Source organism: Hydrogenophaga intermedia (genome assembly GCF_023715105.1).
Lineage (GTDB): Bacteria > Pseudomonadota > Gammaproteobacteria > Burkholderiales > Burkholderiaceae_C > Hydrogenophaga > Hydrogenophaga intermedia_A.
Genome location: NZ_JAMBNO010000005.1, coordinates 150,008 through 175,622, shown reverse-complemented (window position 1 = coordinate 175,622; position 25,615 = coordinate 150,008). Strand labels below are relative to the sequence as shown.

Here is a 25,615-nt window from a genome sequence, read left to right as displayed (position 1 = left end):
GCGCAGGGCGGAGCTCCCCCATGAACGCCCCCATCGACGTCTCCTTCTTCCACCGGCCCGCCAAGCCGCTGACGAGCTACCGCCCCTACTGGGCCAAGCGCTTCGGCACCGCGCCCTTCCTGCCGATGAGCCGGGCCGAGATGGAAGCGCTCGGCTGGGACAGCTGCGACGTCATCCTCGTCACCGGCGACGCCTACGTCGACCACCCCAGCTTCGGCATGGCCGTGATCGGTCGCGTGCTGGAGGCCCAGGGCTTTCGCGTCGGCATCATCGCCCAGCCCGACTGGACCAGCGCCGAGGCCTTCAAGGTCCTGGGCAAACCCAACCTGTTCTGGGGCGTGACGGCCGGCAACATGGATTCCATGATCAACCGGTACACCGCCGACCGGAAGATCCGCAGCGACGACGCCTACACCCCCGGTGACGTGGGCGGCAAACGCCCCGACCGCGCCGCCATCGTCTACAGCCAGCGCTGCCGCGAAGCCTTCAAGGACGTTCCCCTCATCCTCGGCGGCATCGAAGGCAGCCTGCGCCGCATCGCCCACTACGACTACTGGAGCGACAAGGTGCGCCGCTCCATCGTGGTCGACAGCAAGTGCGACCTGCTGCTCTACGGCAATGCCGAGCGCGCGCTGGTGGAAATCGCCCATCGGCTGGCGGCACGTGAACCGGTGGAGCAGATCACCGACGTGCGCGGCACCGCCTTCGTGCGCCGCCCGGGCGATCCGTCGGCTGCCGGCTGGGTCGAGATCGATTCGACCGAGGTCGACCAGCCCGGCCCGGTGGACGCGCACCTCAACCCCTACCTCACGACCAGCGAGCAGGCGCAGGCGCAAGGCCAGTCGTGCGCCAAGGATGAGGGCAACGGCGAACCCGCCGCTGCGGCGCAGGGCGGCGCGATACAGCCGCTGAATTTCGTGCCCAACCCGGCGCTGCAAGGCAAGGGCAGGCGCCCGCCGCGCGAGCGCACCGTGATCCGCCTGCCGAGCTACGAGCAGGTCAGGAGCGACGCCGTGCTCTACGCCCACGCCAACCGCGTGCTGCACGTGGAAGCCAACCCGGGCAATGCGCGTGCGCTGGTGCAGGCGCATGGCGAAGGCGCGCTGGCGCGCGACGTCTGGATCAACCCGCCCCCGATTCCCCTGACCACGGCCGAGATGGACTGGGTGTTCGACCTGCCGTACGCGCGCAGCCCGCACCCGGCCTACGCCGACGAGCATGGCCGCCACGACGGCGCGACCAAGATCCCCGCGTGGGAGATGATCCGCTTCAGCGTGAACATCATGCGTGGCTGCTTCGGCGGTTGCACCTTCTGCTCCATCACCGAGCACGAGGGGCGCATCATCCAGAGCCGTTCGGAGGACTCCATCGTTCGCGAAGTCGAGGACATGCGCGACAAGGTCGAGGGCTTCACCGGCGTGGTGAGTGACCTGGGTGGCCCCACCGCCAACATGTACCGCCTGGGCTGCCGCACGCCCGAGATCGAGGCCGCTTGCCGCAAACCCAGCTGCGTGTACCCGGGCATCTGCCAGAACCTCACCACCGACCACGGCCCGCTCATCAAGATCTACCGTCGTGTGCGGGCCTTGAAAGGCATCAAGAAGGTGTTGATCGGCTCGGGTCTGCGCTACGACCTGGCGATCAAGAGCCCCGAGTACGTGAAGGAGCTGGTGCAGCACCACGTGGGCGGCTACCTCAAGATCGCACCCGAGCACACCGAGAACGGGCCGCTCTCCAAGATGATGAAGCCGGGCATTGGCAGCTACGACCGTTTCAAGCAGCTGTTCGAGAAGTACAGCGAAGAGGCGGGCAAGAAGCAGTACCTCATCCCGTACTTCATCGCCGCGCACCCGGGCACCAGCGACGAGGACATGATGAACTTGGCGCTCTGGCTCAAGCGCAACGGTTTCCGTGCCGACCAGGTGCAGACCTTCTACCCCAGCCCCATGGCCACCGCGACGGCCATGTACCACACCAATCTGAACCCCTTGAAGGGCATCCACCGCGACGAGCGCGCCGAACGCGTTGACATCGTGCGCGGCGAGAAACGCCGCCGCCTGCACAAGGCCTTTCTGCGTTATCACGATCCGAACAACTGGCCGCTGCTGCGCGAGGCGCTCAAGGCCATGGGCCGGGCCGATCTCATCGGCAACGGCAAGCAGCACCTGATTCCCACCTTCCAGCCGCTCACCGACGGCGGCTACCAGAGCGCGCGGCGCAAGAACAGCACGCCGGTAGCGCCCGCGCGCGACGCGGCGCGCAAGACCACGGCAGCGCCAACGCGTGCCGGGGCCACGCCGCCCAAGGGCCGCCTGCTCACGCAGCACACCGGCCTGCCGCCCAGGGCCGGCACGGGTGCGGCGGCCGCCCCACGGCGACCCAAGCCGCGCTGAGCGGCGGGGTCGCCCGCTGGCTCAGGCGCTGGTGGCAAACACCGGCCAGGCCACCCAGACCAGCAACACGGCCACGTTGAGCGCTGCACAGGCCACGAAGGTCTGCTGGAAGCGGCGATCGTCCAGCCGATGCCCCAGTGCCCGCTGTGCCAGCCAGGCCGTTGGCCAGCCGCCCAGCACGGCGGCCACGTGCAGGTGCTCCACGGGCCAGGGCGCGCCGCCTTCCTGGCTCACGTGTTGATCGCGCCAGTAGAGGAAGAGGGTGGCGATGTTCACCAGCACCACACCGGTGAGCACCACCCACGGGAAGCGCCCCGCGCCGATGCCGACCAGCCAGAGCAGCAGCCAGCCGCCCAGCAGCCCCAGCGCCACCTGGGTCTGGCGGCGCTGGGCGCGTTCTTCACGCCAGCGCTGCGCCTTGGAGACCGCAGCCGGCGCCAGCACGGGTTCGGGCGCAGGGCCGTCGGTCGATCCCGCTGATTGCAGCGGCGGCGGGGGTGGCAGCTTGATCGAGAGGGCGCGTGGCCCCTTGCCGCCGATCACGATCTCTTCGAACACCACGGCCGTGCCCGGGGTGACGGGATGCGGGCCTTCGTAGTCCCGCAGATGAAAGTACACCTGCGCGGCCGTGTCGGGGCTGCGGATGAAACCGGACGCGCGCTCTTTGTCCCAGTGGACGATGGTGCCGTGCTTTTTCATGGGCCTGGGAGGGGCAGAAGGTGCGGGCAGCAGGATGGCATGGAAGAACGCTTGCCGCCCAGGGTTGTTCATCCCGGCGGGGCGCGCCGCGCACGGGCGCGTGCCAGGGCAGCCTCGATCACCGCGCGTTTGCGGTCCAGCGCCGCGGGTTCGGTGAGCTTCGAAGCGGCCGTCAGGTCGGCCAGCTTGGCTTCGGCTTTGGCTTCGAGCCGGGCATCGTGTTCCACCTTTTCGCGCGCCACGCGGATCTGGCGGGCCTCATAGCGGGCCTTGCCCTGGGCAGCCAGCTGTGGCGACCATCCCGCCCAGCCGGTGCGCTCACCGCTCACGTTGTCCAGCGAGATGCAGTCCACCGGGCAGACGGGGATGCACAGTTCGCAGCCGGTGCAATATGGCTCGATCACCGTGTGCATGCGCTTGTTGGCGCCCACGATGGCGTCTGTGGGGCAGGCCTTGATGCACAACGTGCAGCCGATGCACCAGTCCTCGTCGATCACCGCGACCGTGACCGGCCCTTCGATGCCGTGTGTGGGGTTCAGGGGCAGGGCGGGGCGCCCGGTGAGCCTGGCCAGGCGCTGCACGCCTTCGACACCGCCGGGCGGGCACTGGTTGATCTCGGCCGCGCCGTCGGCGATGGCCTGGGCGTACTGCGCGCAGTCGGGGTAACCGCAGCGCTGGCACTGCGTCTGCGGCAATGCCGCATCGATACGGCGGGCGAGTTCGTTCATGCGGTACGGGGCGCCCGCGCCCCTGTCGGGCGTCAGGCCTTGGCGGTGGTTCGACGGCGCGTGGCGGTGGCCTTCTTGGCGGGCTTGGCGGCGGCGCGCTGCTCGTGCGCGGCGATGAAGGATTTGACCACGGGATAGACCATCTCGCGCCAGCGGCGGCCGCTGAAGATGCCATAGTGGCCGGCGCCCTTGGCCTCGTAGTGGATGCGGTGCGATTTCGGCACACCGGTGCACAGGTCGTGCGCAGCGGCCGTCTGGCCCGATCCGGAGATGTCGTCGAGCTCGCCTTCGACGGTGAGCAGGCCGACATCGCGGATGTCCTGCGGGCGCACGCGCTCGACCTTGCCGAGCTCGCTCTTCACGTCCCAGGTGCCCTGAACGAGCTGAAACTCCTGGAAAACGGTGCGAATGGTCTCGAGGTAGTAGTCCGCGTCCATGTCGAGCACGGCGTTGTACTCGTCGTAGAACTTGCGGTGCGCCTCCGCGCTCTCGTTGTCGCCCTTGATGAGATCCTGGAAGTAGTCGTAGTGGCTGCTCGCATGGCGGTCGGGGTTCATGGCCACGAAGCCGGTGTGCTGCAGGAAGCCGGGGTAGACACGCCGTCCGGCGCCGGGGAACTTGTCGGGCACGCGGTAGATGACGTTGTTCTCGAACCACTCGAAGCTGCGCTGCATGGCCAGGTTGTTCACCGCCGTGGGTGACTTGCGGGCGTCGATCGGGCCGCCCATCATGGTCATGGACAGGGGTTGCAGCTCGCCCCGGCTGGCCATGAGCGAGACGGCGGCCAGCGCTGGCACCGTGGGCTGGCACACGCTCATGACGTGGCAGTTGCCGTAGATGCCTTGCAGGTGGCGAATGAAGCCCTGCAGGTAGTTGACGTAGTCGTCGAGGTGGAACTCGCCTTCGGACAGCGGCACCAGGCGCGCGTTCTTCCAGTCGGTGATGTAGACCTTGTGGTCCTTGAGCAGGGTGCGCACGGTGTCGCGCAACAGTGTGGCGTAGTGCCCGGAGAGCGGTGCCACCACCAGCACCACCGGCTGGACCTTGAGCTTGGTCAGGGTGGCCGGGTCGTCGGAGAAGCGCTTGAAGCGGCGCAGTTCGCAGAACGGCTTGTCGATCTCCACGCGCTCGTGGATGGCGATGTTCACGCCGTCGATGTCGACCGTGCGAATGCCGAATTCGGGCTTTTCGTAGTCCTTGCCCAGCCGGTGCATCAGGTCGTAGGTGGCCGAGATGCGCTGGGCCATCGGCAACTGCGCAAAGGGCAGCGCCGGGTTGCTGAACATGCGCGAAGCCACTTCGGCAAGGTCGGCGAAGGGCTCCATCATGGAGCGCTGGGTTTCGTAGAGCTGGTAGAGCATGGGTCAGGCTTCCATCATGTTGCAGTGCAATGTAGCAGGAAGGGCCGGTTCGCGAGTGGGGAAGAACACGCAGGAATCGCCCGCATCTGTCGCCTTTGTGAACCTCGGCGGAGGAAAATCCCGTCCATGAACACCACCGATCGCCTGCCTGTGCTCTTTGTCGGCCACGGCAGCCCCATGAACGCCATCGAGGACAACCGCTGGCGCCGCAGCTGGCAGCAACTGGGCGCCGAACTGCGCACCAGGGGCCAGCCCATCCGCGCCATCCTGTGCGTGTCGGCCCACTGGCTCACGCGGGGCTGGTGGCTCACCGCCATGGCGCAGCCGCGCACCATCCACGATTTCGGTGGCTTTCCCCAGGCCTTGTTCGACCAGCAATACCCGGCGTCCGGGGCACCCGACCTGGCACGCGAGATGGCGGCTGCGGTGCGCCAGCCCGACGGCAGTGCGCTCGGGCTCGACGAGGGCGAATGGGGTCTGGACCATGGCAGCTGGTCGGTGCTCAAGCCGATGTTTCCCGAGGCCGACATCCCGGTGCTGCAACTCGGCATGGACTATGGGCGCCCGCTCAGTGAGCACCTGGCCATCGGGCGCCAGCTGCGCGCCTGGCGTTCGCAAGGCGTGTTGATCGTGGCCAGCGGCAACATCGTGCACAACCTGCGGACCATGCAGCGCCAGGCGGCCGATGACCAGGCCTACGACTGGGCTGTGGCATTCGACACCCACATCGCGCAGGCCATCGGCCGCGGGGACACCGATGCGCTGGTCGACTACCGCTCGGTGGGTGACGCGGCCACGCTGTCTCACCCGAGCTGGGAGCACTATCTGCCGCTGCTCTACGCCGCCGGGGCAGCAGATACGGCGGAGCCAGTGCGCTTCTTCAACGAGGGGTTCCAGGCCGCATCGATCTCGATGCGGTCGGTGGTGTGGGGGTAAGGCTGCGCGCGGCGACGTCGCGGCTCAGGCCAGGGCTTCGTCCACCGTGGCCATGCCCACCCGGCGCCCCAGGCCACCCAGTGCCAGCTTGTTGACGGTTTCGCTCAGCGTGGTGACTGCGTCGCGCAGCACCGTGAGCTTGCGGTAGCTGCCGGCGCGGGGCGACAGCGAGGTGTAGGTGACGCAATGCTGGGTCATCATGCCGCAGACCAGCAGTTCGTCGACGCTGCGGGCCTGCAGCAGTTCGTGCAGCGTGGTGTCCTCGAAGGCGTCGGGGTAGTGTTTGACGACGATGGGTGCCTGCGGCGCAGCGGCCAGCACCCGGGGGTGGATCTTCACGCCCTCGGTGTCGGCATTGAAGAAGGGCGCGGCGCCGGGAGGCGCCTTGGCCACGTGCTGCACCAGAACCACCGCCATCCCCTTGGCCGAGGCCGCGCGGATGGCTTTCTCGGTGGCGTCCAGCGCGGCATCCGCATTCCACAGGGGAAAAGCGCCACCTGCGAAGTAGTCGTTCTGCACGTCGATGACGATGAGGGCCTGGCTCAAGCGTGTCTCCTGATGTGGGGGAATGGGAGCGGCGCGGGCCGCCCCGTGCGCGCGGTTCGCGGCTTACAGCACGGCGGCAATGGCCTTGCAGACGTGGCCGATGTTCTTGCCGTTGAGCGCGGCCACGCACATGCGGCCGGTGTCGGTGCCGTAGACGCCAAACTCGCTGCGCAGGCGCACCATCTGTTCCTTGGTGAGGCCGGAGTAGCTGAACATGCCGATCTGCTCGGTGATGAAGCCCATGTCCTGCTTGACGCCGGCGGCCTTGAGGCCGTCAACGAGTTGCTGGCGCATGGCCTTGATGCGCACGCGCATCTCACCAAGTTCTTTCTCCCACAGCGCGCGCAACTCGGGGTTGTTGAGCACCGCCGCAACCACCGCGCCGCCGTGCGTGGGCGGGTTGGAGTAGTTGGTGCGGATGACGATCTTGAGCTGCGAGAGCACCCGCTCGGCTTCGGCCTTGTCGGCGCACAGCACCGACAGCGCGCCCACGCGCTCGCCATACAGGCTGAAACTCTTGGAGAACGAGGTGGAAACCAGGAACAGCAGGCCGGCGGCCACGAACTTGGCGATGACAGCGCCGTCCTCGGCGATGCCATGGCCGAAGCCCTGGTAGGCCATGTCGAGGAAGGCGGTCAGGCCGCGTTCCTTCACCACGGCGATCACCTGGTCCCATTGGGCGGGGGTGATGTCGTAGCCGGTGGGGTTGTGGCAGCAGGCGTGCAGCACGACGACGGTGCCCGGCGCCGCCGCCCGCAGGCTGGCCAGCATGCCGTCGAAGTTCACGCCGCGTTTTGCCGCGTCGTAGTAGGCGTAGGTGTCGACCTGGAAGCCCGCATTGGTGAACAGGGCGCGGTGGTTCTCCCAGCTCGGGTCGCTGATCAGCACCTTGGCGCCGGGGTTCAGGCGTTTGAGGAAATCGGCACCAATCTTCAAGCCGCCGGTGCCGCCCAGGGCCTGCACGGTGGCCACGCGGCCGCTCTTCACCGGCTCGCTGTCGGCGCCGAACACCAGGCCCTTGACGGCGCTGTCATAGGCCGCGATGCCGTCGATGGGCAGGTAGCCGCGCGCTGCGGGCTTGTCCATCATCGCCTTCTCGGCCGCCTGCACGCACTGCAGGAGCGGCAGCTTGCCGTTCTCGTCGAAATACACACCCACGCCCAGGTTGACCTTGCTGGGGTTGGTGTCGGCAGCAAACTGCTCGTTCAGACCCAGGATCGGGTCGCGCGGGGCCATTTCGACGGTGGAGAAAAGAGACATGGGATGGAGGTGTTGGTGGGAGGGCAATCCGGAATTCTATGCGGCTGCTGCCAGTCGTCTGGCCCGGCTGGTGGCGCCATGGCGCTGGCCCGGGTGTGAACTACTGCATGACCCTCCCACCGATGAGCGACGTCATTGCCCCATCCGCGGTGGTGGAGGTCTACGCCTTGGGGTATAGTCATTTTGACTGTTAACTTTTATTAACATTTGGCCTCTGGTTGGGGGTGACGAGCATGCAAACACATACGTCCGCATTCATCCGTCCGTTGGCAGCGGTCCTGGGCCTGGGTGCTCTGGTGCTGGGGTTGGCGGGTTGCGCCAGCACCGCTTCGCTGCCGCCAGCACCCGCCAGTGCGGCGAAATCGGATTACGAGTACCGCGTGGGCCCTGGCGATACGCTGCAGATCACCGTCTGGCGCAACCCCGAGTTGTCTTCCGTGGTGCCGGTGCGACCCGACGGCAAGCTGTCCGCACCGCTGGTGGACGAGCTGGTCGCGCAGGGCAAGACCTCGCAGCAGATCGCCCGCGACGTCGAAAAGCTGCTGGGCAAGTACGTGCGTGATCCGGTGGTCACGGTGGTCGTCACGAGCTTCGTCGGCCCCTACAGCGAGCAGATCCGCGTGGTCGGCGCTGCGGCCCGGCCGCAGTTCCTGCCCTACAAGCAGAACATGACCGTGCTGGACGTGATGATTGCCGTGGGCGGCCTGACCGACTTTGCCGACGGCAACAAGGCCACCCTGGTGCGCGCTGCCGAGGGCAACAAGCACTACGGCGTTCGCCTGGACGACCTCGTCAACCGCGGCGACATCTCGGCCAACGTCGACATGCTGCCGGGCGACATCCTGATCATTCCCCAGGGTTGGTTCTGATGCCCATCGCGGCCTTGCCGCGCTGGCTTGCCGTGCAGCCCGAGCCGGCCCGCACGGTCTACAGCCGCCGCTGGCCGCAGCCTTTCACCCGCGCCTGAATGCAAGAACTCATCAACCAGATCACCACGACCCTGCGGGGCATGTGGAAGTACCGCCGCCTCGGCGTGTTCGTGGCGTGGCTGGTGGCCATTGCAGGCGCCGTCGGGGTGATGCTGATGCCCAACCACTACGAGGCATCCGCGCGCGTTTACGTCGACACGCAAAGCATCCTGCGACCGCTCATGTCGGGCCTTGCCGTGCAGCCCAACGTGGACCAGCAGGTGGCCATGCTCAGCCGCACCCTCATCAGCCGGCCGACCGTGGAGCGGCTGGTGCGCATGGCCGATCTCGACCTGGGCACCCGCGACAAGGCAGAGCGCGAGCGCCTGATCGTCAACGTCACCCAGGCACTGGCCATCCGCTCTACCGGTCGCGACAACCTGTACACGCTCTCTTACCGCGGCGACAGCCCCGATCAGGCGCTGCGGGTGGTGCAGGCGCTCATGACCATCTTTGTCGAGAGCAGCCTCGGTGACAGTCGCACGGACTCCGAATCCGCCCGCCGCTTCATCGAAGAGCAGATCAAGAACTACGAGGCCAAGCTCACCGAGGCCGAAACGCGGCTGAAGGATTTCCGCCTGCGCAACCTTGAGCTGCAGTCCCAGGGCGGGGGCGACATGGCCACGCGCCTGGGCGAGCTCAACAACACGCTCAGCCAGGCCCGCCTGGAATTGCGCGAGGCCGAAAGCGCTCGCGAAGCGGCCCGGCGTCAGCTTGAGGCGGCGCGTTCTTCCATGCAGGCGGGCTCGTCCGGCCCGGTGGGTTTTGCCACACCCGAACTCGACGCGCGCCTGGACGCCCTCAAGCGCAACCTCGACGCCTTGCTGCAACGCTACACCGAGCAACACCCGGACGTCATCAACACGCGCAAGCTCATCGGTGAGCTGGAGGCTCAGAAGAAGCGCGAGATCGCCGAGTTGCAGCGCGCTGCGGCGGCCAATCCCGGCCGACCAGTGATCGAAGGCAATCCCGCGCTGGTCGAACTCTCGCGCATTCAGTCCGCCGCCGAGGTGCAGGCCGCTTCGCTGCGTTCGCGCGTGGCGGAGTACGAGGCCCGGGTCGCCCGCGCCCGCCAACTCATGACGGCCGCGCCTCAGATCGAGGCCGAGCAGGCCCAGCTCAACCGCGACTACGAGGTCCACCGCAAGAACTACGAAGACCTGGTGGCACGTCGCGAGTCCATCACGATCAGTGGCGAGCTGGGCTCCACCTCGCGTCTGGCCGATTTTCGTGTCATCGACCCGCCGCGCGCCAACGACAAGCCGGTCGCGCCCAACCGCGTGCTCTTGCTGCCGGTGGCCTTGCTGCTCGCGCTCGGTGCCGGGGGTGGCGTGGCCTTTCTCATGAGCCAGGTGCGCCCGGTGTTCTTCGACGGCTCGTCGCTACGCCATGCGGTTGATCTGCCCTTGCTGGGGGTCGTGGGCCTGGTGCGCAGCGAGACCGTGCGTCAGCGTGAACGGCGCAGCCTGCGTCGCTTCCTGCTCGCGCTGGTGGCGCTGCTGGTGCTGTTCGCGGCGGGCATGGTGCTGCTCACCTACCAGCCAACGCTCGGACTGTGAAGCCGACGAGACCATGAGGCCGACATGTCCAGTCTGATTGAAAAAGCCGCACAGCGCCTGGAGCAGCTCCGCAAGGCCGGTGTCGAACTGAATTCCCCCCCGGTGCAACCAACGCCGACGCCGCCGTCCCGGGGGCCTGCGGCGGCCAGCAGCGGGGCCCCCGTGCGCCCTGAGGCGCCGGCTGCCCAGCAACCGGTGTCGCGTGCCGTGCATCTCGATCTTGACCGCCTGATGGCGGCCGGATACGTGACGCCCAACGCCCCGCGCTCGACGGTGGCCGACCAGTTCCGCGTCATCAAGCGGCCCCTGCTCGCGAATGCAGCAGGCAAAGGCGCCGTGGCCGTGCGCAACGGCAACCTCATCATGGTGACCAGCGCCTTGCCCGGCGAGGGCAAAAGCTTCACGGCGCTCAACCTGGCCATGAGCCTGGCCACCGAGCTCGATTTCCACGTCTTGCTGGTCGACGCCGACGTCGCGCGGCCGAGCCTGCGGCGGGTGCTTGATCTGCCGGCCGGCCCCGGCCTGATGGACCTGCTCGTCAAGCCCGATCTGCCGATGGCGGACGTCCTGCTGCGCACGAACATCGACAAGCTGAGCCTGCTGCTCAGTGGTACGCCCCACGCGCGCGCCACCGAACTGCTGGCCAGCGACGGCATGACCGCTCTGGTGGAGGAAATGGGGCGCCGCTACCCCGACCGCATCATCATTTTCGATTCGCCGCCCTTGCTGGCCACCACCGAAGCGCGCGTGCTTGCCACCCACATGGGGCAGATCGTCATGGTGGTGCAGGCCGAACGCACGCTCCAGGCGGATCTGCGTCATGCGCTGGCAACGATCGAGCAATGCCCGGTGAAGCTGCTGGTGCTCAACCAGGTGCGCGGGGGCGGGCAAGACTCTTACGGCTACGGATATGGCTATGGCTACGGTTACGGCACCGATGCTGCCCAGCCCGCGGCGGCCTGACCCCCGGTGCGCAAGGACAACCCCGTGAAGATCCGCGTGCCCCTGGTGTCCATTCCCCGGGTGCGGCCCGTGGCGCTGTTGGTGGGCTGTGCGCTGACGGCCAGCGTCGCGCTGCAGGCTGCGCGTGCGCAGGCCCCCGCGGCCGAAGAAGGCGCCGCCCGGTCCCCCAGCGTCTGGGTCGAACCCAGCATCAGCGCGGGTGCCACGGTGTCGTCCAACGGCGGGCTGAGTTCGGGCAACACGCGCGACGAGCAGACGCTCGAAATCAGCCCGGGCGTGCGCGTGGTGGCCAACACGCCCCGTGTGCGCGGCTACCTCGACTACAACCTGCGCGCGTTGACCTACCTGCAAGGCACGTCCGACGACGACCTGCGCCACCGGCTCAATGCGCAGGCGACCGTCAACGCCTGGGACCAGCGCCTGTTCGTGGACCTGGCCGGCAGCATCGACGATGAACTGCGCTCGGCACTGGGCGCCCCGTCCAGCGGCAGCCTCAGCGACGCCAACCGTTCGAGCAACACCAGTCTGCGTTTTTCGCCCTACTGGCGCAGCCGGCTGGGGGGCTCGGTCGACAGCGAGTTCCGCTACGCGCTGCAAAGCTCGAACTCGGAAGCGGCCGACCGTGCCGATCTCACGGCGCAAACGCTCTCCGCCAGCTTGTCCAGCATCGGCAGCCGCGATTTGCTCGGCTGGACAGCTTCCGCCCTGTCGCAGGACGTGGACTACGACCTCGGGCGCGACACGCGCAGCGATTCCGTGCAGGCCGGCCTGATCATCGTGCCCGATCCCCGCTGGCGCATCACGCTCAGCGCCGGGCGCGAGCGCAACGACATCATCACCCTCGAACCCGAGTCTTACGGCAATAACGCCATTGCGGTGGATTGGCAACCTTCGACCCGCAGCCGCGCGCTCGTGGAGGTGCAGGACCGCTACTTCGGCACCGGCCACAACGTACTGCTGGAACACCGCGGCGCACGCACCGTCTGGCGTTACACCGACTCGCGGGGGCAGAGCAACAGCGGTATCGCCGAGGGAGCGGTGTCGCTCGGCTCGGTCTACGACCTGCTGGATTCCCTCTACAGCAGCCTGGAGCCCGACCCGATCCGCCGCGCTCAACTGGTGCAGGCCGAACTGCAGCGCCTGGGCTTGCCCGCCGACAGCCAGTTGCTCCGCAACTACCAGGTGTCTTCGGCGACGCTGGATCGGCGCCAACAGGCCTCCGTGGCGCTCGTCGGCCGCCGCAGCGTCATCACGCTGGCGTTTTCGCGCAGCAACAGCGAACGTCTGAGTGCGGTGCAGGGCCTGGGCGATGATTTCGACCAGTTCAGCAACATCGCCCGGCAAGGCTGGAGCCTGAGCGCTGGCCACCGCCTCACGCCACTGACCGCGCTGAACGCCAGCCTCTCTCGCGAACGCACCACCACGAACCTGGTGGGCTTTGACACCCGCGTCACGGCCTTCACGGTGGGCCTGGCCACGCGCCTGGCCGAACGCACGGCGGCCTCCCTGCAATTTCGCCGTTCCGTTTCTGACGGTGGTCAGTCCCGCTACCGCGACACCTCCATCGCCGCTGCCATCACGCACCGGTTCTGACCCATGTATGAAGCCTTCTACGGCCTGAGCAGCAAGCCGTTCCAGCTCAACCCCGATCCGCGGTTCTACTTCAGCGGCAAGCCGCACCGCCGCGCGCGCTCTTATCTGGTCTACGGGGTCATGCGCGGTGAGGGTTTCATCGTCATCACGGGCGAGGTGGGCGCCGGCAAGACGACCATCGTGCGCGATCTGCTCGACAGCCTCGAAAACGGTACCGTGGTGGCCGCCCAGCTCGTCAGCACGCAGCTGGGAGCCGAAGACGCGCTCAAGCTGGTGTGTGCCGCGTTTGGCGTCACGGTCAAGAGCCATGGCAAGGCCGATCTGCTCATGGCGCTTGAGGCCTTCTTCATCACACAGGTCTCGCAAGGCAAACGCTGCCTGCTCATCGTCGACGAGGCGCAGAACCTGCAGCCGCAGGCCGTGGAAGAACTGCGCATGCTCTCGAACTTTCAGTTCGGCGATCAGGCCCTGCTGCAGACCTTCCTGATCGGCCAACCCGAATTCCGCGACATCCTTCAAGGCCCGCGCATGCTGCAACTGCGCCAGCGCGTCACCGCCCGCTGCCACCTGGGGCCGCTCGACGAGGAGGACACGCGGGGCTATGTCGAGCATCGTCTCAAGTGCGCCGGCGCCACCGACAAGCCCGTCATCGATCCCGCGATCTACCCCTTGCTGCACCACGAATCCGGGGGTATTCCGCGTCGCATCAACCTCCTGATGGACCGGTTGTTGCTGCAAGGCTTTCTTTCTGAAACCACCCGGCTCGACGCAGCGGCCCTGCAAGAGGTGGTGGCCGAGTTCAGCGCCGAAAGCGGCTCCGGCAACGCGGTGATCGAGAACACCGAAGAACGGCGCTGGAACGGTCTCAGCAAGCCGGCTGCGCGCACGCAACTGCCCACGCTGACGGATGAAGTCCTTCCTCTCGAACTCGACATCGACCCGGGCGTCATCGACAGCATGAGCGAGCACCTCAACGAGGTGACGGCGGAGCATCTCAGCGCGCGCCTGCTGCGCATCGAGCGCAGTGTGTTGCGCCAGGAACGGGTGAGCCTTGCCATCCTCGGCACCTTGCGCAAGATTGTGGCGGCCAACCGCAAGGCCCGTGGCAGCGGCTCCCAGGACGCCAACGAATCCCAGGAGGGCTGAGCCATGCTGATGCCGACCCGCCGCGCCAACGCCCTCACCATCGACGTCGAGGATTACTTCCAGGTCTCGGCCTTCGCCCCTTACATCGAACGCAAGAGCTGGGACCGCTGCGAATGCCGGGTCGAGCGCAACGTCGACCGCATCCTCGCGCTGCTGGCCGAGCGCGACATCAAGGCCACCTTCTTCACGCTGGGCTGGATCGCCGAGCGCTACCCCGCGCTGGTGCGGCGCATCGTCGCCCAGGGGCATGAGCTCGCCAGCCACGGCTATGGCCACCAGCGCGTCACCGAGCTCGACGCGCGCGCCTTCCGGCACGACGTGACCCACGCCAAAGCCCTGCTCGAAGACATCGGCGGCCAACCGGTGCTCGGCTACCGTGCACCCAGCTTCTCGATCGGCGCAGCCAACCTGTGGGCGCTGGATGTGCTTGAAGACGTGGGCTATCGGTACAGCTCCAGCATCTACCCGGTGCGACACGATCACTACGGCATGCCCGATGCGCCGCGTTTCGCGCACCGCATCCGCAACCGGCTGATCGAGATCCCCCCGACCACCGTTCGCCTCTTCAGCCGCAACCTACCTTCCAGCGGCGGGGGCTACTTCCGCTTGTTTCCTTATGCCGTCTCGCGCTGGCTGCTGCAATCGGTGAACCAACGCGATGGCGAACCCGCCATCTTCTACTTCCATCCCTGGGAGATCGACCCCGAGCAACCCCGCGTGCCCGGCATCGACATCAAGACGCGCTTTCGCCACTACGTGAACCTCTCGCGCAACGAGGCCAAGCTTTGCCGCCTGCTCGACGACCTGCGTTGGGATCGCATGGATCGCATCTTCCTCGCCCCGTCGCCTGCCACGGTGGCCAACACCTGAGGATCACGCATGCAGGTGCTTCGGCTCGATGGCGCTGATGCGGCGCAGGTGGCGCGCTGGGAGGCCTTTGTGGCCTCTTGCCCCGACGCGACCTTCTTCCATCGCGCCGGCTGGGAGCGCCTCATCCGCGAGGTGTTCCGCCACGACACCCACTTTCTCCAGGCGGTCGAGGGCGATCAATTGCGCGGCATCCTGCCGCTGGCGCATGTGCAAAGTCGGCTGTTCGGCCGCTCGCTGAGCAGCTTGCCCTTCGCCGCCTATGGCGGCATTGCCGCACTCGACGATGCCGCCACCGGCGCCTTGCTCGACCACGCTCGTGGTCTGGCGCAACGGCTGGGCGTCGAGCACCTCGAGTTGCGTCACCTGCAGCGCCGTCGCCCCGAATGGCCGGAGCAAGCGCTCTACGTGACCTTTCGCAAGCCCATCGAGGCCACCGAGGAAGCCAACATGCTGGCCATTCCGCGCAAGCAGCGCGCCATGGTGCGCAAGGGCATCAAGAACGGCCTGGTGTCCACCATCGACGACGACGTCGATGCCTTCTTCGCGCTCTACGCCGACAACGTGCATCGGCACGGCACGCCGGCCCTGTCCCGGCGCTACTTCGAGGCCTTGCGAGAGGTTTTCGGGGCCGACTGCGAAGTGCTGACCGTGCGCAGCGCCGAGGGCAGGGCGCTGTCCAGCGTGTTGAGCTTCTACTTCCGCGACGAGGTGTTGCCGTACTACGCGGGCGATGACCTGGCCGCGCGCGATCTGGCGGCCAACGATTTCAAGTACTGGGAACTGATGCGCCGCGCCTGTGGGCGCGGTCTCAAGGTGTTCGACTACGGCCGCAGCAAGGTGGGCACCGGTCCTTACGCGTTCAAGAAGAACTGGGGCTTCGAGCCCACGCAACTCCACTACGAGTACCAGCTCTTCAAGCGCGATGCCATTCCCCAGAACAACCCGGCCAACCCGAAGTACCGGCTGATGATCGAGGCCTGGCGACGGCTGCCGTTGCCGGTGGCCAACTGGCTTGGTCCGCACATCGTGCGCAACCTGGGCTGAGGGCAGGGGCGATGGCAAACCTGCTGTACCTGGTGCACCGCATGCCGTACCCGCCCGACAAGGGCGACAAGGTGCGCTCCTACCACCTGCTGCGCCACCTGCAGCAACGCCACCGCGTGTTCCTGGGCACCTTCATCGACGACCCGGCGGACGAGCAGCACCTTGATGCCCTGCGCGCGTTGTGCCCCGACCTGCACGTGGCCCGTTTGAACCCTCGGCTGGCCCGGCTGCGCAGCGCCAATGGCCTGTTGCGCGGCGAGCCCCTCACGCTGGCCTACTACCGCGACGCCGGTCTTCAAGCCTGGGTGCGCCAGACGGTGGCCAGTCATGACATCGCGGCCAGCGTGGTGTTCTCATCGGCCATGGGGCCCTATGCCGTGCCCTTGTTGCCCCGCGTACCCATGTTGCTGGATTTCGTTGACGCCGATTCGGCCAAATGGACGCAGTACGCCGCACAGCACGGTTGGCCGATGTCATGGGTCTACCGGCGTGAGGGGCGCACCTTGCTCGCCCACGAGCGTGACCTGGCGCAACTTGCCCGCCGCAGTTTCTTTGTCACGGCGCAAGAGTGCGCGCTGTTCGAAGGTCTTGCCCCGGAGTCGCGAGGCCGCGTGCAGGCACTGGGCAACGGTGTCGACGCGGGCTACTTCCGCCCGGCCGCCGATCGCCCCAGCCCGTTTGCCGATGGCGGGCCGACCGTCGTCTTCACCGGCGCCATGGACTACTGGCCCAACGTCGACGGTGTGACCTGGTTCGTGCAGGACGTACTGCCCAGCCTTCGCCAGCGCCACCCCGGGCTGCGTTTATGCATCGTCGGGCGAAACCCCACGGCTGCCGTGCGCGCACTGGCGGGTGACCACGTGCTGGTCACGGGCACGGTGCCCGACGTGCGCCCCTACCTGCAGCACGCCAGCGCTGTGGTGGCCCCGCTGCGTGTGGCCCGCGGCATCCAGAACAAGATCCTCGAGGCCATGGCCATGCAGCAGCCAGTGGTCACGGTGTCGTCTTGTGCAGAGGCCATCGGCGCCACCGACACCCAGGGTCTGCTGCGTGCTGACGACCCCACTGCAATGGTGCAACAGCTCGACGGTTTGTTGCGTGATGCCGCACGGCGCACGGCGTTGGGCGAAAGCGCCCGCCGCTTCGTCGAGCAACGCTACAGCTGGCAGGCCCATCTGCGATCCATCGACGACCACCTGCCCATTGATGACCACCCGCCGCGCGAGGCGGCCAACCCAGCGGGAGCGTGCCATGCCTGAGTTGCGTGTCCTGCGCGAGATGCGCGCGATGCAACTGCCTGCCCACTGGCGCCCCTGGCTCGCTACCTGGGCTGTGCTGCTCGTAGCCCTGTTGCTGCTCTATGGCAACACCGCCATCGGCATGGCCGGCATCTGGTCTCGCTCCGACACCTACGCCCATGGCTTTGTGGTGCCGCTGATCAGCGCGTGGTTGGTGTGGCGCCAGCGCGCCGTGCTCGCGCCCATGCAACCGTGCCCAGCACCGCTGGCCTGGTTGCTCATGCTGGGCATGGCCGGGCTCTGGCTGGCCGGCGATCTGGTGGCCGTCAACGCTGCCACGCAGTTTGCGTTGGTGGCGCTCATCGTGCTCAGCGTGCCAGCCGTGCTGGGTTGGGCTGTGGCAAGACAGCTGGCCTTTCCCCTGGGCTTTCTGTTCTTCGCGGTGCCCATTGGCGACTTCATGCTGCCCATGTTGATGGAGCACACCGCCGATTTCACGGTGGCTGCCTTGCGCGCGACTGGCGTGCCCGTCTATCGCGAGGGCCTGCAATTCGTCATCCCCAGCGGCAGCTGGTCGGTGGTGGAGGCCTGCAGCGGCATTCGCTACCTGATTGCTTCCGTCACGGTGGGCAGCCTCTTTGCGCACCTGAGCTATCGCAGCCGCACGCGCCAACTGGTGTTCGTGGGGGTGTCCATTGCCGTGCCGCTGGTGGCCAATTGGCTGCGCGCCTACATGATCGTCATGATCGGGCACCTCTCAGGCAACGAGCTGGCCACCGGGGTCGACCACCTCGTCTACGGCTGGGTGTTCTTCGGCGTGGTCATCGTCATCATGTTGTGGATCGGCGCGCGCTGGGCCGACCAGACCGGCCCTGTGGCCGTCGGTGCGGGCGCCAATGGCACGGTGGCCATGTCCCCGCCGCCCGGGGCGGGCACGGCCCGCCCGGCCTGGCTGGGCGCGGCCGCTGCGGTGTTGCTGGTGCTTGTGCTCCCCCACGCAGCCAACGCCGTCATCGCCATGGGTACGCGCAGCGATGCGGTAGCGCCTGTTGTCGTCGCGGCGCAGGGTGCATGGCGCGAGACGCCTGTCCCGAGCGACTGGGTACCCGATTTCGACCATGCATCTGCGGCATCCCATCAAGGGTACGCACAGCCTTCGGGCCCCCCCGTGGGTCTGCACCTGCACTACTACCGCCAGCAGGACTACCAGCGCAAGCTCGTGAGCTCCGAGAACGTGCTCGTGCGCAGCGACGACGAACTGTGGGCCCGCGTGAGCGGCGGCAGCGCGCAGGCCGAAGCAGGGCAGGGCACCATCAGCGTCAGCGCCGCGGTGTTGCGCGATGCACGCAGCGGCCTCACCACGGCTGGCGCCGCCCGCTTGCGCGTGTGGCGCTGGTACTGGGTGAACGACACCTACACCGCCAGCGACGCCGTGGCCAAAGTGCAGGGCGCACTCGGGCGCTTGCGCTTCTGGGGCGATGACGGCGCCATCATCGCTGTCTACACCCCTCTGGACGCGTCATTGCCCGAGCCGCAGGCGCGCGAGCAGGCCGATGCACGCCTGGGCCAGTTCGTGCGTGAACACGGTCCGGCCTTGCAGGCCGCCCTGCGGGCGCGCCACGCCGGACGCTGATCATGTGCGGCATCTCCGGCCTCTTCGATCCCCAGGGTCTGCGCCCCTTCGATCCGGCGCTGATGCGGCGCATCAACGACGTGCAATCGCACCGCGGCCCGGACGCCGACGGCCTGCACCTGGAGCCCGGGCTGGCCCTGGGGCACCGGCGGCTGTCGGTCATCGACCTGTCCACCGGTGACCAGCCGCTGTTCAACGAAGACCGCAGCGTCGCCATCGTCTTCAATGGCGAGATCTACAACTTCCGCCAACTGGTGCCCGAATTACAGGCGCTGGGTTACCGCTTTCGCACCCGCAGCGACACCGAGGTGATCGTGCACGCCTGGCGTGCCTGGGGGGCTGCCTGCGTGCAGCACCTGCGCGGCATGTTTGCCTTTGCGCTGTGGGACAGGCATCAACAGACCCTGTTCCTTGCGCGCGACCGGCTCGGCGTCAAGCCCTTGCACTACGCCTGGCTCAGCGACGGCAGCTTCATCTTCGGCTCGGAGCTCAAGGTCATCACCGCGCACCCGGCCTTCGAGCGCCGCATCGACCCCCTGGCCGTGGAGGAATACTTTTCGCTCGGCTACGTGGCCGATCCGCGCTGCATCTACCAGGGCGTGCACAAGCTGCCCTCGGCGCACACGCTCACGCTGCGCCGGGGCGGCGGCGGCCGGCCCCAACCTGTGCCGTACTGGGACGTGCGCTTCACCCAGGACAACCCGGTGTCGCACGCCGACGCACAGGTGGAACTGCGCGAGCGCCTTCGCGAGTCCGTCGAGCTGCGCATGATCGCCGACGTGCCGCTGGGCGCGTTCCTGTCGGGCGGCGTGGATTCAAGCGCGGTGGTGGCCACCATGGCCGGCCTGTCCGCACAACCCGTGCAGACCTGCGCCATCGGCTTCGACGATCCGGCGTTCAACGAATCCGCTTTTGCGCAACAGGTGGCCGAGCGCTACCGCACCGACCACCATCTCGAAGTCGTGGGCAGCGACCAGTTCGGCCTTATCGACCGCTTGGCCTGGCTGTACGACGAGCCCTTTGCCGACAGTTCGGCGTTGCCCACCTACCGCGTGTGCGAAATGGCGCGCCGGCACGTGACGGTGGCGCTCTCGGGTGATGGCGGTGACGAAAGTTTTGGTGGCTACCGCCGCTACCGCATGCACCTGGGCGAGCAGGCCCTGCGCGGCCGCCTGCCGATGGCGCTGCGCCGCCCGCTCTTTGGCGCGCTGGGCCAGCTCTACCCCAAGGCCGACTGGGCGCCACGCCCGCTGCGCGCCAAAACCACGCTTCAGGCCCTGGCCATGGACACGGTGCAGGCCTACCACCACAGCATGACCCACCTGCGCAGCGCGCAGCGCGACGCGCTCTACTCCGACCACTTCAAACGTGAACTGGGCGGCTACAGCTCCATCGAGGTGTTCCGCAACGCCGCCGGACATGCGGGCACCGACGACCCCCTCGCGCTGATCCAGTACATCGACTACAAGACGTGGCTGGTGGGCGACATCAACACCAAGGTCGACCGCGCCAGCATGGCGCACTCGCTGGAGGTGCGCGAGCCGCTGATGGACCACGAGCTGGTGGAATGGCTGGCCACACTGCCCAGCCACCACAAGATCGACGGTGGGGAAGGAAAAGCCTTGCTCAAACGCGCGATGGAGCCCCTGCTGCCGAACGACGTGCTGTACCGGCCGAAGATGGGCTTCTCGGTGCCTTTGGCCAGCTGGCTGCGCGGGCCGCTGGCTGCGCGCGCCCGCGATGTGGTGACCAGCCCCCGCCTGCTCGACACCGGCCTGTTCCAGCCCGACGAATTGCGCAAGCTGCTCGACCAGCACCAGGCAGGTACCAGCGACCACGCAACGCCGTTATGGATGCTGGTCATGTTCGAGGCGTTCTTGCGCGTGGGCGTGGGAGGCGCGACTCATGGCTGACACACAGGGGCATGGCCGTCGCCTGAAGATCGTGCACTTGGTCTATAGCTTCGGCGTGGGCGGGCTTGAGAACGTGATCGTTCAGCTCATCAACCGCCTGCCTGCCGATCGCTTCGAGCACACCGTGGTGGCCCTCACCACCGTGAGCGAGTTTCAGCAGCGCGTGTGCCGCCCAGATGTGCGCTTCATCGAACTGAACAAACCACCGGGCCACGCCGTTTCGCTCTATCCGCGTATCTATCGACTGCTGCGAGAGTTGCGCCCCGACGTGCTCCACACCTGCAATCTGGCCGCGCTGGAAGTCGTGCCCCTCGCATGGCTGGCGCGCGTTCCCCTGCGCGTGCACGCCGAGCATGGCTGGGATGCGCACGATCCCAATGGCCGAAACCTGCGGTACCAACGCCTGCGCCGTCTGTACAAGCCCTTCGTCAGTCAGTACGTGGCTGTCTCGCGCGACCTGGACAACTACCTGGCCCGCGCCATTGGCGTACCCGTCACCCGGCGTCGACTGATTGCCAACGGCGTGGACACAGAAACTTTCGCCCCCGCCCGCGGCGAACGTCACCCTGTGTCTGGCTGCCCTTTCCAGCCCGGTCGCCATTGGCTGGTAGGTACCGTGGGCCGCCTGCAGACCGTCAAGAACCAACCCTTGCTGGCCCGCGCTTTTGTGCGCGCCTTGCGCGAGAAGCCCGCCATGCGCGGCACCGCTCGCTTGGTCATCGTGGGCGAGGGCCCGCTGCGCGCCGAGGTGGAACAGGTGCTGGCCGAGGCCGGCATGGCCGATCTTGCGTGGCTGCCTGGCGCCCGGCACGACGTGGCTGACGTTTTGCGGGCGCTCGATCTATTCGTGCTGCCGTCGCAGGCCGAAGGAACGTCTTGCACGTTGCAGGAGGCCATGGCTTGCGGCCTGCCGGTGGTGGCCACCGCTGTGGGAGGAACACCAGATCTGGTGAACGAAGGCGTCACCGGCCACTTGGTACCGCCCGACGACGAGCTCGCTCTCGCGCAGGCCTTGACACAGGCCTTTGATCAACCCGACGTGCTGACACGCCAAGGGATCGCTGCCCGCGATCAGGCCACGCGGCGTTTCGGCATGAGCGGCATGGTGCGGCAATACCAGCATCTGTTCGGTGGCGACGCGCTTGCATGACGCACCTCTCGTATGCGAATCCTTCACGTCCTTGACCATTCCATACCGTTGCACAGCGGGTACACCTTTCGCACAGTCTCCCTGTTGCGCGAGCAGCGCGCACTGGGATGGGAGACCTTTCACCTGACCTCACCCAAGCAGGGCAGGACGGAGGCCGACCTTCAATCGGTGGACGGTCTGGACTTCTTTCGCACGCCGATGGTGCCCGGCGCCACGGATGCCTGGCCCCTGTTGGGGCAGCTGCGGCTCATCGCCCAGATGACGCGGCGGCTTCGCGAGGTGGCTGATGGGGTGAGACCCGATGTCATCCATGCCCATTCCCCTGTTCTCAATGCGGTCCCTGCCATTCGGGTGGGGCGTGAACTGGGCATTCCTGTGGTGTACGAAATCCGCGCCTTCTGGGAGGACGCCGCAGTTGACCATGGCACCACGCGCGAGGGAAGCCTGCGCTACCGCCTGACCCGGGCACTCGAGACGTGGGCCATCCGCAAAGCCGATCATGTGTTCACGATCTGCGAAGGTTTGCGTGCCGATATTGCGCGTCGGGGCATTGATCCCGCCAAGGTGACCGTTGTCCCCAACGCGGTGGACACCGAGACTTTTCAGGCCTCCCAGCCGCCGGATGCGGCATTGAAGCGGACGCACGGTTTGGAGGGTAAGGTCGTTCTTGGGTTCATTGGGTCTTTCTATGCCTACGAGGGGCTGGACCTGTTGATCGAGTCTCTGCCCACCATTCTGGAATCCAACCCCGCTGTGGCCTTGCTGCTCGTCGGCGGGGGGCCCGAAGAAGGCCGTCTGCGTGAACAAGTTGCCCGCTTGAAGCTTGACGCCCATGTGAGGTTTGCAGGGCGTGTGCCGCACAAAGATGTCAACCGGTACTACGACCTCATCGATGTTCTGGCCTACCCGCGGCATTCCATGCGACTCACCGAACTGGTAACGCCACTGAAACCGCTGGAGGCCATGGCCCAGCAAAAGCTCTTTGTCGCCTCATCCGTGGGCGGGCATCGCGAACTGGTGGAGCACATGAAGACAGGCGTTCTTTTTGAGGCCGACAACAAGGATGCGCTTGCGCGCGCGGTGCTGGATCTATTGGCCCGCCCCGACATCTGGCCAAACCTGAAGGCGAACGGGCGGACGTTCGTGGAAACGGTACGCAACTGGAAGAACAGCGTGGCCAACTACAAACCTGTGTTCGAGCGGATCACCCGATCGGAGGCCCGCGCATGACCCCCATGAAAGTGATGGTGGTGTTCGGCACGAGGCCGGAAGCCATCAAGATGGCGCCGCTGGTGAAGGCCCTGCAGCAGGCAGCGCCCGAGATTCAGACGGTTGTTTGCGTCACAGCGCAGCACCGCGAGATGCTCGATCAGGTGCTTCGCCTCTTCGACATTCAGCCAGACCATGACTTGAATGTGATGAAGCCAGGCCAGGATCTGTTTGACATCACGGCCAACATCCTGACAGGTATGAAGCCGGTGCTGGCGGCAGAGCGGCCCGACTTGGTGCTGGTGCATGGCGACACGTCAACCACGCTGGCCGCCAGCCTGGCTGCCTATTACACACAGGCGCGCGTGGGCCATGTGGAAGCAGGTCTGCGAACCGGCAACAAATGGGCCCCGTTCCCTGAAGAAATGAATCGCCGCGTCGCGGGTGCGGTGGCCGACATTCATTTCGCGCCCACCGCGGCAGCGAAGGCCAATCTTTTGCGCGAGGGTGTCCCAGACAGCCACATCCACGTCACCGGCAACACAGTCATCGATGCGTTGCTGGCCGTGGTGGCCAAGTTGCGTGCTGACGAGTCGTTGCGGCAGCGTCTGGATACCGAGTTTGCATTCCTCAAGGCCGATCGACGGCTGATCCTTGTAACGGGTCACCGTCGCGAAAACTTTGGTGAGGGTTTCCAGAACATTTGCCTGGCACTGGCCGACATCGCTGCAGCGCATCCGGAAGTCGATGTGCTTTACCCGGTGCATTTGAACCCCAACGTCCGCAAACCGGTGCAAGACATCCTGGCTGCCCGGCGTCTCAGCAACGTCCACCTGATCGACCCGGTGGACTATCTGCCGTTTGTCTACCTGATGGACAGGGCGCACCTGATCATCACGGACTCGGGTGGTGTGCAAGAAGAGGCCCCGTCGTTGGGCAAGCCAGTGCTGGTGATGCGCGAAACCACCGAGCGGCCAGAGGCTGTGGATGCCGGCACGGTGCGCCTGGTGGGTACCGACCGTCACAAGATTGTGGCGGAAGCCGTGCGCCTGCTTGCCGACCCGTCCGCCTACGACACCATGGCCCGCGCTCACAACCCCTATGGCGACGGTCATGCTGTTCAGCGAATTGTTCAGTCCGTATCGAACATAAAAAAGGAGCGCTTCCATGGCGCGTGAACTTCAGAAAATCGTTGTGATGGGTCTCGGTTACATCGGGCTCCCCACCGCCTCCATGTTGGCCACAAAAGGCCATCAGGTGTTGGGTGTCGATGTGAACGAGCAAGCAGTGAACACCATCAATTCCGGCCGTATTCACATCGTTGAGCCCGACCTCGACATCCTGGTGAAGTCTGCCGTCAACAGTGGCAATCTCAAGGCGTCGATGACGCCGGAGGAGGGTGACACCTTCATCCTGGCGGTGCCTACACCATTCAAAGAATTGAACGGCAACCCCAAGGCTCCCGATCTGGCATACGTGGAGGCCGCCACCCGGGCCATAGCGCCTTTTCTGCGTGAAGACAACCTGGTGATTCTGGAGTCCACATCGCCAGTGGGAACGACCGAGCGCATCGAGGAAATCATCGTTTCCCTGCGTCCCGAACTCGCAGGAAAGATCCATACAGCCCATTGCCCTGAGCGGGTTTTGCCTGGCCAGATCCTTCGCGAGCTGGTGGACAACGACCGCATCATCGGAGGCACCACCAAGGCCGCCGTAACCAAGGCCAAAGCTCTCTACAAGACCTTCTGCAACGGCGCGATTCTTGAGACAGACAGCCGCACAGCGGAAATGTCAAAGTTGGTGGAGAACTCGTTTCGGGATGTCAACATCGCCTTCGCCAACGAGCTGTCGTTGGTATGTGATCAACTGGGCATCAACCTCTGGGAAACCATCTCCCTGGCCAACCGCCACCCCCGAGTGAACATCCTCCAACCAGGTCCGGGCGTAGGTGGTCATTGCATCGCCGTCGATCCCTGGTTCATCGTGGCCAGCGCGCCGGAGCAGGCGCGCCTGATCCGCACGGCCCGCGAAGTGAACGACGCGAAACCCCACTGGGTCATCGACAAAGTACGAACCAAAGCGCGTCGGTTTCGTGAGCCTGTCATTGGCTGCCTGGGCTTGACATTCAAGGCCAACATCGATGACATGCGTGAGTCACCTTCCATGGACATTGTGCAGGAGTTGGTGAACAGCGGCATTGGGCGAATCCTTGCATGCGATCCCAATGTATCGGCCGCCAAAGTGCCCTTTGAACTGTATGAACTCAAACACGTGTTGAAGGAATCGGACATCCTTCTGCTGCTGGTCGATCACGAGGAGTTCAAGGAGATCGACCCCGAGGTCATCAAGGACAAGGTGGTCATTGACACCAAGGGCGTATTTCGCTGAGTGATCTTCAGCGTCCTG

At 66.3% G+C, this 25,615-nt stretch carries 21 protein-coding genes; 16 read left to right on the top strand and 5 right to left on the bottom strand.

The features are described from left to right. Nucleotides 1-20 precede the first annotated feature (20 nt). Nucleotides 21-2,393 carry a YgiQ family radical SAM protein gene (locus M3149_RS06525; RefSeq protein WP_251708519.1) on the top strand — a complete coding sequence of 791 codons (2,373 nt, stop codon included), beginning with the start codon at nucleotides 21-23 and terminating at the stop codon, nucleotides 2,391-2,393. Nucleotides 2,394-2,414: 21 nt separating this feature from the next. On the opposite strand, the gene M3149_RS06520 is transcribed toward M3149_RS06525, so the two are convergent. The 3 genes from M3149_RS06520 to M3149_RS06510 all read right to left on the bottom strand — a co-directional run bounded on the left by M3149_RS06520 (nucleotide 2,415) and on the right by M3149_RS06510 (nucleotide 5,181). Then, a complete protein-coding gene (locus M3149_RS06520) occupies nucleotides 2,415-3,092 on the bottom strand; it encodes a DUF1294 domain-containing protein (protein ID WP_251708518.1) in 678 nt (225 codons plus the stop codon). A 68-nt stretch (nucleotides 3,093-3,160) separates the two neighbouring features. After that, nucleotides 3,161-3,820, bottom strand: coding sequence for an electron transport complex subunit RsxB (rsxB, locus tag M3149_RS06515; protein ID WP_251708517.1), 660 nt, complete (start codon nucleotides 3,818-3,820; stop codon nucleotides 3,161-3,163). Between the two features lie 32 nt (nucleotides 3,821-3,852). Further along, nucleotides 3,853-5,181, bottom strand: coding sequence for a polyhydroxyalkanoate depolymerase (locus tag M3149_RS06510; RefSeq protein WP_251708516.1), 1,329 nt, complete (start codon nucleotides 5,179-5,181; stop codon nucleotides 3,853-3,855). Between the two features lie 126 nt (nucleotides 5,182-5,307). Between M3149_RS06510 and ygiD the strand changes: the two genes are divergently transcribed. Beyond that, nucleotides 5,308-6,117 carry a 4,5-DOPA dioxygenase extradiol gene (ygiD, locus tag M3149_RS06505; protein ID WP_251708515.1) on the top strand — a complete coding sequence of 270 codons (810 nt, stop codon included), beginning with the start codon at nucleotides 5,308-5,310 and terminating at the stop codon, nucleotides 6,115-6,117. 24 nt (nucleotides 6,118-6,141) lie between these two features. Here ygiD and M3149_RS06500 read toward each other — a convergent pair whose 3' ends face one another. Together M3149_RS06500 and M3149_RS06495 are read right to left on the bottom strand one after the other, a co-directional pair. Beyond that, on the bottom strand, nucleotides 6,142-6,663 hold the full coding sequence (locus M3149_RS06500) for an isochorismatase family protein (protein ID WP_251708514.1): 522 nt from the start codon (nucleotides 6,661-6,663) through the stop codon (nucleotides 6,142-6,144). 63 nt (nucleotides 6,664-6,726) lie between these two features. Beyond that, nucleotides 6,727-7,923, bottom strand: a complete 1,197-nt coding sequence (locus tag M3149_RS06495; protein ID WP_251708513.1) for an amino acid aminotransferase — start codon at nucleotides 7,921-7,923, stop codon at nucleotides 6,727-6,729. 233 nt (nucleotides 7,924-8,156) lie between these two features. Between M3149_RS06495 and M3149_RS06490 the strand changes: the two genes are divergently transcribed. The 14 genes from M3149_RS06490 to wecC all read left to right on the top strand — a co-directional run bounded on the left by M3149_RS06490 (nucleotide 8,157) and on the right by wecC (nucleotide 25,597). Next, nucleotides 8,157-8,792 (top strand): XrtA/PEP-CTERM system exopolysaccharide export protein, encoded by a 636-nt coding sequence (locus M3149_RS06490; protein ID WP_251708512.1) that lies wholly within the window; start codon nucleotides 8,157-8,159, stop codon nucleotides 8,790-8,792. A gap of 98 nt (nucleotides 8,793-8,890) precedes the next feature. Continuing rightward, a complete protein-coding gene (locus tag M3149_RS06485) occupies nucleotides 8,891-10,450 on the top strand; it encodes an XrtA system polysaccharide chain length determinant (RefSeq protein WP_251708511.1) in 1,560 nt (519 codons plus the stop codon). A 24-nt stretch (nucleotides 10,451-10,474) separates the two neighbouring features. After that, the gene (locus M3149_RS06480) at nucleotides 10,475-11,413 is read left to right on the top strand and encodes an XrtA-associated tyrosine autokinase (RefSeq protein ID WP_251708510.1); all 939 of its coding nucleotides are present in this window, start codon (nucleotides 10,475-10,477) and stop codon (nucleotides 11,411-11,413) included. Nucleotides 11,414-11,437: 24 nt separating this feature from the next. After that, nucleotides 11,438-13,006: a TIGR03016 family PEP-CTERM system-associated outer membrane protein gene (locus tag M3149_RS06475; protein ID WP_251708509.1), complete on the top strand. Its 1,569-nt coding sequence runs from the start codon at nucleotides 11,438-11,440 to the stop codon at nucleotides 13,004-13,006. 3 nt (nucleotides 13,007-13,009) lie between these two features. After that, nucleotides 13,010-14,152 carry an XrtA/PEP-CTERM system-associated ATPase gene (locus tag M3149_RS06470; protein WP_251708508.1) on the top strand — a complete coding sequence of 381 codons (1,143 nt, stop codon included), beginning with the start codon at nucleotides 13,010-13,012 and terminating at the stop codon, nucleotides 14,150-14,152. Between the two features lie 3 nt (nucleotides 14,153-14,155). Further along, a complete protein-coding gene (locus tag M3149_RS06465; protein ID WP_251708507.1) occupies nucleotides 14,156-15,022 on the top strand; it encodes an XrtA system polysaccharide deacetylase in 867 nt (288 codons plus the stop codon). 9 nt (nucleotides 15,023-15,031) lie between these two features. Beyond that, nucleotides 15,032-16,066 (top strand): FemAB family XrtA/PEP-CTERM system-associated protein, encoded by a 1,035-nt coding sequence (locus tag M3149_RS06460; RefSeq protein ID WP_251708506.1) that lies wholly within the window; start codon nucleotides 15,032-15,034, stop codon nucleotides 16,064-16,066. Between the two features lie 11 nt (nucleotides 16,067-16,077). Next, complete coding sequence (locus M3149_RS06455; RefSeq protein ID WP_251708505.1) at nucleotides 16,078-17,325, top strand: TIGR03087 family PEP-CTERM/XrtA system glycosyltransferase; 1,248 nt, start codon at nucleotides 16,078-16,080, stop codon at nucleotides 17,323-17,325. Next, nucleotides 17,318-18,937 (top strand): exosortase A, encoded by a 1,620-nt coding sequence (gene xrtA / locus M3149_RS06450; RefSeq protein WP_251708504.1) that lies wholly within the window; start codon nucleotides 17,318-17,320, stop codon nucleotides 18,935-18,937. The genes M3149_RS06455 and xrtA overlap by 8 nt, the downstream gene beginning before the upstream one ends. A 2-nt stretch (nucleotides 18,938-18,939) precedes the next feature. Then, entirely contained in the window at nucleotides 18,940-20,850 is a 1,911-nt protein-coding gene (locus M3149_RS06445; protein WP_251708503.1) for an XrtA/PEP-CTERM system amidotransferase, read from the top strand. Beyond that, nucleotides 20,843-22,000, top strand: coding sequence for a TIGR03088 family PEP-CTERM/XrtA system glycosyltransferase (locus tag M3149_RS06440; RefSeq protein WP_251708502.1), 1,158 nt, complete (start codon nucleotides 20,843-20,845; stop codon nucleotides 21,998-22,000). Before M3149_RS06445 ends, M3149_RS06440 begins: the two co-directional genes overlap by 8 nt. A gap of 12 nt (nucleotides 22,001-22,012) precedes the next feature. Then, nucleotides 22,013-23,230: a TIGR04063 family PEP-CTERM/XrtA system glycosyltransferase gene (locus M3149_RS06435; protein WP_251708501.1), complete on the top strand. Its 1,218-nt coding sequence runs from the start codon at nucleotides 22,013-22,015 to the stop codon at nucleotides 23,228-23,230. Between the two features lie 5 nt (nucleotides 23,231-23,235). Next, nucleotides 23,236-24,387 carry a non-hydrolyzing UDP-N-acetylglucosamine 2-epimerase gene (wecB, locus tag M3149_RS06430; RefSeq protein ID WP_251708565.1) on the top strand — a complete coding sequence of 384 codons (1,152 nt, stop codon included), beginning with the start codon at nucleotides 23,236-23,238 and terminating at the stop codon, nucleotides 24,385-24,387. Beyond that, nucleotides 24,377-25,597 (top strand): UDP-N-acetyl-D-mannosamine dehydrogenase, encoded by a 1,221-nt coding sequence (gene wecC, locus M3149_RS06425; RefSeq protein WP_251708500.1) that lies wholly within the window; start codon nucleotides 24,377-24,379, stop codon nucleotides 25,595-25,597. Before wecB ends, wecC begins: the two co-directional genes overlap by 11 nt. Nucleotides 25,598-25,615: the final 18 nt, after the last annotated feature.